Origin of the sequence: Actinoplanes solisilvae, assembly GCF_003999975.1 — a bacterium.
GTDB classification, from domain to species: domain Bacteria; phylum Actinomycetota; class Actinomycetes; order Mycobacteriales; family Micromonosporaceae; genus Actinoplanes; species Actinoplanes solisilvae.
The window spans coordinates 1,112,113-1,124,697 of the sequence record NZ_RJAC01000001.1 but is presented as its reverse complement, the minus strand read 5'-3'; the positions used below and the strand labels follow the sequence as shown (position 1 = coordinate 1,124,697).

Annotated in this window: 9 protein-coding genes; 6 read left to right on the top strand and 3 right to left on the bottom strand. The window is 71.9% G+C overall.

Annotated elements, in window-relative coordinates:
* The first annotated feature begins 11 nt into the window (after positions 1–11).
* The 3 genes from EER30_RS05355 (at position 12) to EER30_RS05345 (ending at position 5,483) form a co-directional block, all read left to right on the top strand.
* Positions 12–821: an MBL fold metallo-hydrolase gene (locus EER30_RS05355; RefSeq protein WP_240669762.1), complete on the top strand. Its 810-nt coding sequence runs from the start codon at positions 12–14 to the stop codon at positions 819–821.
* On the top strand, positions 818–4,468 hold the full coding sequence (locus EER30_RS05350) for an adenylate/guanylate cyclase domain-containing protein (protein ID WP_127498761.1): 3,651 nt from the start codon (positions 818–820) through the stop codon (positions 4,466–4,468). The genes EER30_RS05355 and EER30_RS05350 overlap by 4 nt, the downstream gene beginning before the upstream one ends.
* Before the next feature lie 133 nt (positions 4,469–4,601).
* Entirely contained in the window at positions 4,602–5,483 is an 882-nt protein-coding gene (locus tag EER30_RS05345; protein WP_240669761.1) for a serine/threonine-protein kinase, read from the top strand.
* On the opposite strand, the gene EER30_RS05340 is transcribed toward EER30_RS05345, so the two are convergent.
* From EER30_RS05340 to EER30_RS05330, 3 genes are all read right to left on the bottom strand, one after another.
* Positions 5,460–7,466: an ATP-binding protein gene (locus EER30_RS05340; protein WP_127498757.1), complete on the bottom strand. Its 2,007-nt coding sequence runs from the start codon at positions 7,464–7,466 to the stop codon at positions 5,460–5,462. The genes EER30_RS05345 and EER30_RS05340 overlap by 24 nt on opposite strands.
* Positions 7,463–8,761, bottom strand: a complete 1,299-nt coding sequence (locus EER30_RS05335) for a carboxyl transferase domain-containing protein (protein WP_127498755.1) — start codon at positions 8,759–8,761, stop codon at positions 7,463–7,465. The genes EER30_RS05340 and EER30_RS05335 overlap by 4 nt, the downstream gene beginning before the upstream one ends.
* Before the next feature lie 207 nt (positions 8,762–8,968).
* Positions 8,969–9,646, bottom strand: coding sequence for a Crp/Fnr family transcriptional regulator (locus EER30_RS05330; RefSeq protein ID WP_020515203.1), 678 nt, complete (start codon positions 9,644–9,646; stop codon positions 8,969–8,971).
* Between the two features lie 205 nt (positions 9,647–9,851).
* Between EER30_RS05330 and EER30_RS05325 the strand changes: the two genes are divergently transcribed.
* The 3 genes from EER30_RS05325 to EER30_RS05315 are packed head-to-tail and all read left to right on the top strand — an operon-like array spanning position 9,852 to position 12,517.
* A complete protein-coding gene (locus tag EER30_RS05325) occupies positions 9,852–11,048 on the top strand; it encodes a CapA family protein (RefSeq protein ID WP_127498753.1) in 1,197 nt (398 codons plus the stop codon).
* A 42-nt stretch (positions 11,049–11,090) separates the two neighbouring features.
* Positions 11,091–11,888 (top strand): endonuclease III, encoded by a 798-nt coding sequence (gene nth / locus EER30_RS05320; protein WP_255436479.1) that lies wholly within the window; start codon positions 11,091–11,093, stop codon positions 11,886–11,888.
* Entirely contained in the window at positions 11,885–12,517 is a 633-nt protein-coding gene (locus EER30_RS05315) for a TlpA family protein disulfide reductase (protein ID WP_240669760.1), read from the top strand. Before nth ends, EER30_RS05315 begins: the two co-directional genes overlap by 4 nt.
* Positions 12,518–12,585 lie beyond the last annotated feature (68 nt).

The window sequence follows — 12,585 nt, the reverse complement described above, 5'->3', positions numbered from 1 at the left end:
GGATTTCGCGCATGGGGGCTGCTGCGCTGGACGGGCTGCCGGGCTGGGTGGCGCTGCTTCGCGCCCCCAATCCGGGTCCGATGACGCTGGATGGCACCAATACCTGGGTGCTGCGGGCTCCGGGCGAGGCACTGGGTGTCGTCGTCGACCCCGGCCCGCTCGATGAGAACCACCTCGCCCGCATCGCCGACAACGGTCCTTACCGCTTCATCCTGATTACGCACGGTCATCATGACCACGTCGAGGGTGCCGCGCGCCTGTCCGAGATTCTCGGCGGCGTGCCCGTGCTCGCGGCCGATCCGGCCCACTGCGTGGCGGGCGAGCCGCTCGTGCCGGGCCACCTGCTCGCCGCGGGCCTCGACATCGAGGTGCTCGCGACTCCCGGTCATACCTCCGATTCGGTGTGTTTTCTCGTCGACGACGGGGACACCCGGGTCATGCTGACCGGTGACACGATCCTCGGGCGAGGCACCACGGTTGTTGCCCATCCGGACGGTGACCTCGGTGCCTATTTGGGCAGTCTCGAGCGCCTGAGCTCGTCCGAGGAAGTGCCGATGTTGCCTGGTCACGGCCCTGTGCGAGCAGATGTGGCGGCCGTCGCGCGGGAATATCTCGACCATCGACGGCAACGATTGACGCAGGTGGAGGCGGCGATCGCCGCCGGCGCGCAGACCGCCGAGCAGGTCGTCGACCTCGTCTATCCCGACATCGATCCGGGCGTACGGTTCGCGGCTGTCTGGTCGGCCGCCGCGCAACTGGATTACCTCAATCACAAAATCGGGGAATCAGGAAGACCCGCAAGCAGGTTGGATCCGCTGTGACCTGTCCTGTGTGTGGAACCGTCGCCGTGCCGGGCGCCCGCTTCTGCCACAACTGCGGTGCGGCCCTTCCGGCGGCCGCGTCGCTCCCGGCAGCCGAGCGGCGCATCGTCACGGTGCTCTTCGGCGACCTGTCCGATTTCACCTCCTGGTCGGAAGACCTCGACCCCGAGCGGGTCGGCGCGGTCACCGACCGGGTGCTGGCTGCCCTGGCCGGCGCCGTGAAGACGTTCGGCGGCCACGTCGACAAGCTGACCGGTGACGGCATCATGGCCGTCTTCGGCGCGCCCGTGGCCCACGAGGACGACGCCGAGCGAGCCGTCCGCGCCGCGCTGAGCATGCAGCGCGCGGTCCGCCGGGTGCTCGACGACGAGCGCGGCGGCGGCGCCCCGCTCGGCCTGCGCGTCGGCCTGAACACCGGTGAGGTGGTGGCCGGTCTGCAGGCCGGCATCGAATACACCGTCATCGGCGACACCGTGAACACGGCGGCCCGGCTGGCCGACGCGGCCGCGGTCGGTGCCGTCTACGCCGGTTCGCGCACCAGTGGCGGCACCCGGCACGTCGCCTCCTGGCGCCAGCTGCGCCCGCTGCGGCTCAAGGGCAAGCGCGAGCCCGTGCCCGCCTTCGAGCTGCTCGGCCTGCACGACGCCCCGGGCACCCGCTCGGGCCTCGGCGACGAGGCGCCCTTCGTGGGCCGCGAGACCGAGCTCGGCCGGGTGGCCGGCCGGCTGGCCGAGGCCATCGACGCCGGCACGCCGCGCGTGATGGTCATGACCGCCGAGGCTGGCATCGGCAAGTCCCGGTTCGCCGGTGAGGTCAAGCGCCTCGCCGCGGGCTACGACGTGGGCAACGGGCGCTACGCGGCGCACACCGGGGCTCGCGTGCTGCGGGTGCGCTGCCGGGCCTTCGGCGAGCGCCGCCGATTCGCCCCGCTGGCCGACCTCGTACGCAAATCGGTCGGCCTGCCCAAGGACGTGGTCTCCTCGGTCGGCCGGACGGTCGTCGAGGAGCGGTTGCGCAAGCTGGCCAACCGGCTGGGCCGCGACGGCGAGCCCGCCGTGATCGACATCGACCGTCTGCTGGCGCTGCTCGGCTACGGCGAGGCCCCGGCCAACCCGGTCGGCCCGGCCGCCGACGCCGACTGGCAGCCCAGCGGCAAGCGGGCCGACGCCGAGGCGCTCTCGGCCGCGGTCGCCGAGCTGCTCAGCGCGCTGGCCGCCGAGGCGCCGCTGGTGGTCATCGTCGACGACCTGCACGACGCGACCGCCTCGACGGTCGACGCGCTGGGTCGCACCCTCTCGCTGCTCGACGGCCCGGTGGTGGTGCTGCTGCTCGGCCGGCCCGAGCTGGTGCGCACGGCCGGCGCCCTGACCCGCATGGCCGACGCCGAGGTGCACTCGCTGCCCCCGCTGCGCGGCGCCGACGCCTCCCGCCTGCTGACCTCGTATCTGAACGGCGGCAAGCTGCCGCAGCCCGACACCGACCGGCTGCTCGCCACCGCCCAGGGCAACCCGTTCTATCTGGCCGAGATGATCACGCTGCTCATGGAGCGGGGCGCGCTGACCCCGGCCGTGGGGGCGAACGCGGCCGGCAAGTGGCAGCTCGCCGACGGCTCGCTGGGCCGGCAGTTGCTCTCCCGCGACCTGGCCGCCGTGCTGGCCGCCCGCATCGACGCGCTCCCCGCCGAGCCGCGGTCGGTGCTGCGCGACGCCGCGGTCGTCGGCGACACGGTGCCCAGCGGCGTGATCGACGCGCTGCGCGAGCGGCGGGCCTCCGCCGACGCCCGTCCCGGCGCGGTGGCCGCGGTCGAGCTGGAACGGTCGATCGACGAGCTGCTGCAACGCCGCATGCTGCACCGTTCGCGGGGCGGCTACGCGTTCACGACCCCGCTCATGCGTGAGGCCGCCTACTCCGGCATCGGCAAGGCCGACCTGGCCGACCGGCACGCCTACCTGGCCAACTGGGCCGCGCCCGAAAACCTGGGCCGGCTCGGCTACGACAGCGCCGAGCGCCTGAGCCTGACCGACAACGAGCGCGACGCCTTCGTGGCCGTGCACGCCGAGTGCGCGGTCGAGCTGGCCGACGCGGTGCGGCTGCGTCCCGAGGCGGCCGTACGAGACGTCGCCCCGCTCGGCGTCGCGGCGCTCGGCCGCCTGGCCCGCCGCGCGCTGGCCAACATCGAACCGGCTGCCTCGATCGAATACGCGGAGCGGGCCTCGGCCCTGGCTCCCGAGGGTCTGCCGCTGCCCGACCAGCTCGTGCACGCCCGCGCGCTGCTGCGCCTGGGCCGGGCCGAGGAGGCGCTGGCCCACGGCGAGAAGATCGCCAAGAGCTCGACCGACGAGCCGGTCAGCCGGGCCGAGGCGCTGCTCGTCGTCGGCCGGGCGCACGAGGCGCTGGGCGACACCGGCCGCGCGGTCGCCGCCTGGCAGGAGGCGCTCGAGGTCGCGACCGAGGCCGAGTTGCTGCCCGAGCGGGCCAACGCGATGCGCCGCCTCGGCATGGCCGACTTCCTGGCCGGCCGGCTCAGCCAGGCCAGCAGCCGCTTCGCCGCGGCCTATCAGGTGACCCTGGCCGCCGGTGACCGGCACGGGCAGGCGTGGGCGCTGCAGAACCTCGCGTGGGTGACCACGACCCGGGGCGACTTCGCCGGCACCGACGCCGTGCTCGGTCGGGCCGCGCGGCTCTTCGCCGAGCTGGGCGACCCGGTGGGCCGCTCGTGGCTGCGCGGCACCGCGGCGTTCGCCCGGCTGCTCTCCGGTCGCCTGCAAGAGTCGCGCCGCCTGGCCCGCATCTTCCTGCCCTTCGGCGACCGGGTCGGCGAGGCCTGGGCGGTCGGCACGCTGCGCGCGGTCGAGGCATACGCGGCCTCTGAGCTGGGCGAACTGGCCGAGGCCGACGGCGAGGCGCGCCGGGCCTACCGCGACTTCAACGCGGTCGGCGACGACTGGGGGCGCGGGCTCGCGCTGGTCGTGCGGGGCGCCATCGCCCGCGGTCTGGGCGAGTTCGATCACGCCTACGACCTGCTGACCGACGCGCTGGCCTACGCCGACCGCACCGGCCACCCGCTGCTGCTGGGCATGGCCGGCACGGTGCGCGGGTTCGTCGCCCTGCAGCGCGGCGACCTGGCCGGGGCCGAGGCCGACGCCCGCCGGGTGATGACCGCGGTCGAGCCGCACAATCCGATGGCGCCGGCTCAGGTCGGGCCGCGGGTGCTGCTGGCCGAGGCGCGACTGCGGGCCGGTGACGCGAAGACCGCGATCGGGCTCCTGGCGCCGATCGCCACCGACACGGGAGTGCCGTCGCTGCTCTTCTCGCGCAGGCACGCGCTGGCGTCGTACGCCTCGGCTCTGCTCGCCGACGGTCGGATCGACGCCGCTCTGACGTGGATCGAGCGCGCCCGTGCGGTCGACGCCGAAGATGTGCGCAGCGGCGTGATCGCCGCGATGGTCCACGCGCGAGTGCTGGCCGCGAGTGATCGCTGCGAGGACGCGCAGGCCGCGGCCGAGGAAGCCGTGCTCCTGGCCTATTCGACCGAGCAGACCAGCGAGCGGGTGGCGGCCGAGGAGCTGCGGGCGGCGCTTGCCGTCACTCCTCTGGAGTCAGCCGCACCGGCGACTGTCGCCTACGCGTCTGACATGCCTGGATGATCTAGTGGGCACCTGGCGTATTTTCAGTCCATGACAGGAGCCCGGCTTTGCTGAGCGAGAGACCGCGATGACCGAGACGCCGCGCGGAGCACTGCCCACTCCGTACGTGCCCGGGATGTCCGGGTTGTCAATCATGGCGCGAGGCGGTTACGCGACCGTCTACCGCGCGATGCAAGACTCGGTCGGCCGTGAGGTCGCGATCAAGGTAGAGAACCGTCGCTTGGAGAGCGATCGCGACCAGGCCCGTTTCCTGCGGGAGGCGCGCGCGGCGGGGCGCATGTCGTCGCACCCGCACGTGGTCGACCTCTTCGACGTCGGCGTGACCGTCGACCAGCACCCCTACCTGATCATGGAGCTCTGCGACGGGTCCTATCTGGAGCGCATGCGCCGCTCCCCGCTCGGCGCGAGCGAGACCAAAGATCTCGGCATCAAGATCGCCGACGCGCTGGTGCACTCGCACGCCAACGGGGTGCTGCACCGCGACGTGAAGCCCGCGAACATCCTCCATTCGCAGTTCAACTCGGCCGTGCTCGCCGATTTCGGGCTGGCCGTGCTGGGCGAGATGCGCGACTCCTCGGTCAACCTCGAGGTGCTGACGCCGGCCTACGCGCCGCCCGAGATGTTCCGGCACGACGAGCCGAGCGGCGCCGTCGACGTCTATGCCCTGTGCGCCACCCTCTATGCGGTGATGCGTGGCGCGCCGCCGCGGTGGGACGCCGACCGGAGCCCGAGCCTGATCACCCTGATGGACCTGTTCCACCGGCCCATCCCCGACCTGCCCGGGATCCCGCAATCGCTGACCGAGGTCCTGCGTTACGGCATGGCCAACGATCCCCGGGCCCGGCCGACGGCCAAGCAACTGCGCGAGATGCTCACCGCCGTGCAGCTCACCCCCGGTAGCCACGTGCCGCCACCGCGGTTCACCCCCGGCGACGACACCCCGACCGTACGCAACCCGCTCCCGCCGACGAAGAAGAAGTGGCTCTTCGGTCTACTCGGGATCCAGGACGGCTAGCAGCTCACCGGTGTCGACCTCGGTGCCCGGGTGCACGGGCAGCGAGGCGACCACCCCGGCGTTGGGCGCGTGCACCGGGTGCTCGAGCTTCATTGCCTCCAGCGTGAGCAGCAGCTCCCCGGCCCGCACTCGCTGACCGGGCACGACGAGAACACGCCGTACGGCCCCCGGTAGCGGGGCGGTCAGCGAGCCCTCGACCGCCTCGGGCGCCGGCAGTGGGAAGCGCGAGAGCGCCCGCAACGCGACCGAGCCCTCGGGGCTGTCCACATATGACACCTCGCCGACCCGGTGCACGTTGAAGGTCAGCCGGATGCCGTTGACGTCGAGCACCACCCGCTCGTCGCCGGCCTGCACCACGACCGTCTCGGGATAGTCGCCCGCGACCGGCGCCTGCCCGAGACCGGCCAGGTCGAGCTCCTCGGGGTCGACCGTGCGCACCCACCAGCCCGCCAGCTCGCCGTGCCGGTTCATGCGGTAGCCGACCTCGGCCGGGCCGGCCGGGCCGTCGTAGACCGCGGTCTGCGAGCCCGACGGCACGTTGCGCCAGCCCGACGGCAGCGAGCCGAGCGCGGTGGCGTGCGCGCGCCGGGCCGCCGCGCCCGCGAGTGCGGCCGCCAGGCACGAGAGGCGTACGGCGTCGACGGCCGACAGCAGGGGGGCGAAGACCTCGGGCCGGCGGTCGAGGAAGCCGGTGTCCACGTCACCCGTACGGAACGCGTGGTGCCGCAGGGCACGCACGAGCAGGTCACGGTTGGTCGCGACGCCGTGCAGCTGGGTGCGGGTCAGCGCCGACGCGAGCATGCGCGCCGCCTCCTGCCGGGTGGGCGCCCAGGCGACGAGCTTGGCCAGCGTGGAGTCATGGTGCACACCGACGACCGAGCCGTCCTCCACTCCGGAGTCGAGCCGCAGGCCGGGCGCGGGCAGCGGGCGGAACCGGCTGGCCACGTCGGGCACGGCGAACCGGTGCACGGTGCCGCTGGCCGGCAACCAGGCGTAGGCCGGGTCTTCGGCGCACAGCCGCACCTCGATCGCGTGACCGCGGATCGGCGGCGGGCCCGGCATCGGCAGGCTGCCACCCTCGGCGACGAGCAACTGCAGGCGTACGAGGTCATAGCCCGAGACGCACTCGGTGACCGCGTGTTCGGCCTGCAGCGTCGGCGTGAGCTCGAGGAACCAGAAGTCGCCGTCCGCGTCGAGCAGGAACTCGACCGCGCCCGCCCCGACGTAGCCCAGCGCCCGCACCGAGACGATCGCGGCCCGGCAGAGCTCCTCGCGCAGCCCGGGGTCGACCGCGGGGGAGGGCGTCTCCTCGACGATCTTCTGGTAGCGACGCTGGATCGAGCATTCGCGCTCGCCGAACGGGACGACTGCGCCGTGCTCGTCGGCCAGGATCGGCACCTCGATGTGGCGCACGTCCTCGACGAACGGCTCGCAGTAGACCTCGCCGCCGACCTCACGCCGGGTCGAGGCGAGCGCTTCGGCGAGGGCGGCCGCATCCCGTACGACCCTCAGCCCGGCCCCGCCCGCGCCGGTGTCGGGCTTGATCAGCACCGGGAAGCCGGGCACCTCGGACGGGTCGCCGTAGCTCGGCAGCACCGGCACACGGGCCTCGGCGACCAGCACCTTCGTCTCGCGTTTGCTGCGCAGCACGCCCAGCGTCTTGGCCGGGGCCCCGACCCAGATCATGCCGGCGTCGGCCACCGCCGCGGCGAAGTCGGGGTCCTCGGCCAGCTCGCCGATGCCCGGGTGGATCGCGTTCGCGCCGGAGCGCTGAGCGGCGGTGATGATCAGGTCGCCCCGCAGGTAGGACGAGCGCGGGGTGCCGCCGTCGAGGCGTACGGCATAGTCCGCCTCGCCGACGTGGGGCGCGTCGGAATCGGCGGCGGAATAGACGGCGACCGTCTCGATGCCGACGAGGCGGCAGGTGGCGAACACCCGGCGGGCGGTCTCGCCACGGTCGGCCACCAGAAGACGTCGGATCACTGGTCTACCTTTCCGGGTCGGAACACGCCCACGTGCCCGGCACCTTCCACGGCCGCGCTGTGCGCGGCGGAGAGGCAGAGGCCGAGCACGGTACGCGTGTCGCGGGGGTCGATGACGCCGTCGTCGTCGCCGCCGGCCCTCGGGCCCTCGGCGGGCCAGCGGAAGGCGAAGCGGGGGTCGCCGGTGCGTCCCGTGTCGAGGGCGATCAGCGGCACGGTGGAGTGCGCCAGCGCGTCGACCGCGCCGGAGCCGAGAGCGCCACGGTCGTCACGCTGGATCAGCAGCAGGGACGTGTCGGTGGCGTTGGCGAGCTGGATGAAGTGCACCGCCTTCTGGGTGTCGGCCGGTGTCTGTGGACTGCCCGAGCTGACCAGCACGCCGACCGGGTAGCCGTGCAGCTCGCCCCAGCCGGCCAGCACGGTTGTGCCCAGGGCGGGCTTGAACTCGTCGAACTCGCTGCCGTCGAGGAGCCGGGCGAGCACCTCGCGGGAATCGGCCGTCAGCCCGGCCAGGGCCAGCAGGTCCTCGGCGTCGTACTTCGGCTCGACCGGCGGGAAGGCCCGGGGTGGCGGACCGCACTTGCGCCAGTTCAGACGGCGTACGCATTGACGGGCCAGGCGCAGAGCGTCGCGCTCGTCCTCGGCGATCTGATCGGCCGCCGCGCTCAGCTTGCTGCCGTTCGTCCGCGTCTTCGCGTGCCCGCGCACCATCACGGTGTAGTCCGACAGCGCGGGCAGGTAGGCGGTGTCGCCGTTGGTGGGGCCGAAGACCACGCAGACGGTCGGCACGCGCCGGGTGGACAGGCGGCTCAGGTCGCGGGCGATGCCGCCGCCGGGTGGCGACCCTCCCGCCGGGGTGTCGGCCGACGACTCGACCAGGTTCACCAGCGGCAACCGGTTGGCCGAGGCGATCCTCGCCGCCCTCCGGATCTTCTCCACGGCGTACGGGTTGACCGCCGTTCCCTCGACCGTGGGGTCGGTCGCGATGATCATGCATTCGGCCGACTCGACCACGCCGATGCCGGTGACCACCCCGGACCCGACCGGGAACTCGGTGCCCCAGCCGCTGACCGGGGAGAGCTCGAGGAACGGGGAGTCCTGGTCGAGCAGCATCTCGACGCGTTCCCGGGGCAGCAGCTTGCCACGGGCGTGGTGCCGGGTGACCGCCCGCTCGCCGCCTCCGGCCCGGGCCTCCTCGATCGCCGCCTCGAGCCGGTCGAGCCGGTCGAGAGTGGCGTTGCGAGCCTCGAGGTAGCCGGGGGTGCGCGCGTCGAGGGTGGTGTCGAGCACGGTCACGACGAGACCCCGATGCGCTGTGCGCCCCCCAGCATGTTCAAAGCCGCGCCCTCTCGTGTCCGCCGGTGCCTCTCGACCACCTCCGTAACGAGTGGTTGAGCGGGTGCGACACGGATGCAAATGCGGCTGGTTTGTCGCCTTTTCAGGGGGTACGTACGCGTTTCAGGGGCCGCCCCATCGGGATGGCCCCTGAAAGATCGTTTTTACTTAGACCCGGGCGCGCCGGGCGAGACGCTCAGGGTCCAGGATGATCACGCTCTTGCCGTCGAGCCGCAGCCACGCGCGGGAGGCGAAGTCGGCCAGGGCCTTGTTCACCGTCTCGCGGGACGCGCCGACGAGCTGAGCCAGCTCTTCCTGGGTGAGATCGTGGGTGACCCGCAGCACGCCGCCGTCGCGGGTGCCGAACCGGCCCGCCATCTGGAGCAGGTTTTTCGCCACACGACCGGGCACGTCCGTGAAGATCAGGTCGGCCAGGGCGTCGTTGGTGCGCCGCAGCCGGCGGGCCAGCACCCGAAGGAGCTGCTCGGCGATCTCGGGACGGTTGTTGAGCCACGGTCGCAGTGAGGTCTTCTTCAACCGCGCGAGCCGGGCGTCGGTCACCGCGGTCGCGGTGGCCGTGCGCGGCCCCGGGTCGAAGAGGGAGAGCTCGCCGACCATGTCGGACGGGCCCATGATCGAAACCAGGTTCTGCCGGCCGTCGGCCGCCCGCCGTCCGAGCTTGATCTTGCCGGACAGCACGATGTACAGGCTGTCACCGGCCTCGCCCTCGTTGAACAGGACGTCGCCCTTGCGGACTTCGACCGTGTCCATCTCCTTGGCGAGCGCCTCGGCGGCTTCCGGGTCCACGCCCTGGAAGATTCCGCTGCGCGCCAGTACCTCATCCATCGCCGCACCTCCGAACACGCGCAACGCCTGCGCTCGATCAGTCTAGGCGCACGCGGGCAAGAATCGGGCGGCCACCCCTTGATCGAGATACCTCAGGGTAACCGGCCCGACCGTGACGGCCAGTATTTTTCGTCGCCGTGTGGGGTCGACGACCAGCCTTTCGACGGTTAGTCCGCGGTGCAACCTGACGGTATCGTCGCCGTCGATGAATTCCCACCCCTCACACCAGCGACCGGGCCTTTTCGGGCGTCCTGTCCTTACTATCACTATTGTCCTGGCGGTCCTCGCGGCCATCGGTGTCGGAAGTGTCGCTTTCGCGAACCGGGACCCCGACAAGACCGAGGCCACCTGGCAAGAGCCGGCCGGGTCTTCGACGGCCCCGGCCAAGCCCGCGGGCACGTCTCCGTCGGCCGGGAAGCCGTCTTCCGATGAGGGGACCGTCACACTCTCCGCGACCGGCGACATCATGATGAGCAATGCGCCGAGCCGCATGCCGCCCGGCAACGGCGAGGGCTTCTTCGATTCGGTCAAGAAGGGGCTCGCCTCCGACCTCGTCATGGGCAACCTCGAGCAGCCGCTCTCCGAGGACACCGGCACCTCCAAGTGCGGGTCGCCGCCCCGGGCCAACTGCTTCGCCTTCCGGTCGCCGCCGTCCTATGCCAAGCACCTCGTCGACGGCGGGTTCGATCTGGTCAACACGGCCAACAACCACTCGAAGGACTTCGGGCCGCAGGGCGCGCGCAGCACCCGCAAGGCGCTCGACGAGGCCGGCGTCAAATACACCGGCAACACCGACGAGATCACGGTCGCCGAGGTCAAGGGCGTCAAGGTCGCGGTCATCGGCTTCTCCTCGTACGCCGGGGCGAACAGCCTGCTCGACCTCGACCAGGCCCGTTCCGTGGTCGAGAAGGCCAAGGAGCAGGCCGACCTGGTCGTCGTGCAGGTGCACATGGGCGCCGAGGGCTCGGACGAGCAGCACGTGAAGCCGGGCACCGAGACGTTCTTCGGCGAGAACCGGGGCGACCCGATCAAGTTCAGCCACGCGGTCATCGACGCCGGGGCCGACCTGGTCGTCGGGCACGGGCCGCACGTGCTGCGGGGCATGGAGTTCTACAAGGGCAAGCTGATCGCCTACAGCCTGGGCAACTTCGCGGGCGGCGGTCGCACGCTGTCGCGCACCGGGGTGCTCAAGTACGGCGGGATCCTGCACGCGACGCTCAGCAAGGACGGGACGTACGTGGGTGGGAAGTTGCTCTCGACCTACATGAACTCGAACGGTCTGCCCACGCGTGACGCCGCCGACGAGCAGGGCCGCAAGATCGTTCAGCAGCTCACGAAGGCTGACTTCCCCGACACGGGCGCCACGATCGGTGCGGATGGGTCGATCAAGCCGTCCGCGTGACGAATTCCTGTCGGTGCTTCGACGTACTCTTTAGCGGTGACTCTGGTGGTGCGGTCGGTCAAGCGGTTCGCGTCGGAAACGCCCATCGGGCGCAAGCGGCGAGCCCGCAAGATGGCCCGGGTCCTGGCCGACACGCACCCCGACGCCCACATCGAGCTCGATTTCACCAACCCGCTCGAGCTGGCCGTCGCCACGATTCTGTCGGCCCAGACGACCGACGTGCGGGTCAATCAGGTCACCCCGTCGCTCTTCCAGCTCTACCGCTCGGCGGCTGACTACGCGGCGGCCGACCGGGTCGCGCTCGAGACGATGCTCAAGCCCACCGGCTTCTTCCGCAACAAGACCGACTCGCTGATCAAGCTCGGGCAGGCGCTGCTCGAACGGCACGACGGCGTGCTGCCCCACACGCTCGACGAGCTGGTCGCACTGCCGGGCATCGGGCGCAAGACGGCCAACGTGATCCTCGGCAACGCGTTCGGCGTGCCCGGCATCACGGTCGACACCCACTTCCGCCGGCTGACCAACCGCTTCGGCTGGGTGTCCGAGGAAGACCCGGTCAAGATCGAGTTCCTGGTCGCCGACCTGATCGAGAAGCGCGACTGGACCATGCTGTCGCACCGGGTGATCTTCCACGGGCGGCGCGTGTGTCACGCCCGCAAGCCGGCCTGCGGGGCCTGCACGCTGGCGGCCATGTGCCCGTCCTACGGCACCGGGCCGACCGAGGCGGCCGCGGCGGCCAAGTTGCTCAAGGGGCCGCGCGCCCGCGAGCTCGCGGTGGCCGCCGGGGTCGACCCGTCGCTGGTGCCGGCGGCCGCGATCGTCGCGCCGGAGGTCCCGTGAGGCGTCGCTTGAAATGGACCCTCGCCGTTCCGCTCACCCTGCTGCTGATCGCCGCGACCTCGGCCTGCGGTGACGACGAGGCGGCCGTAGCCTCGCCCTTTCAGGACTGCTCCACTCTGACCGCGCCGCCGTCCGCGGCTCCCTCGGCCGCCGCTTTGCCGGCTGCTGCTCCGTCGGCCTCGGCTGCTGTGGGTGGCTCCGGTGCCACCGTCGTTGATCTGCCCGACCTTGAACTGTCGTGTTTCACCGGTGGCGACAAAATCGCGCTTCGCGACGTGCGCGGGCCCGCCGTGATCAACATCTGGGCTTCCTGGTGCCTGCCCTGCCGCACCGAGCTGCCCGTCATGCAGGCCCTCGCCGACAAGGCCGCGGGACGGGTCACCGTGGTCGGCGTCGACTCGAAGGACGATCGCGGGAAGGGTGCCGAGTTCGCCGGCGACAAGGACGTACGCATGCCGACCCTGTTCGACGAGGACGGCAAGCTTCTCAACGGGCTGGGCCGGATCAACCTGCCGGTCACGGTCTTCCTCGACGCGGCCGGCCGCGCCTACGTGCACCCGTTGCCGCTCGACGCTTCCGGTCTGTCCGAGCAACTGCGCAAGTACACCGGCGTGGCGGTCGCCCCGTGAGCCGTGATCCTGCCGAGGGCTCGGCCGGCTGCCCGTCAGGGCGATTCGTGACTCGCGGCCGGGTCGAA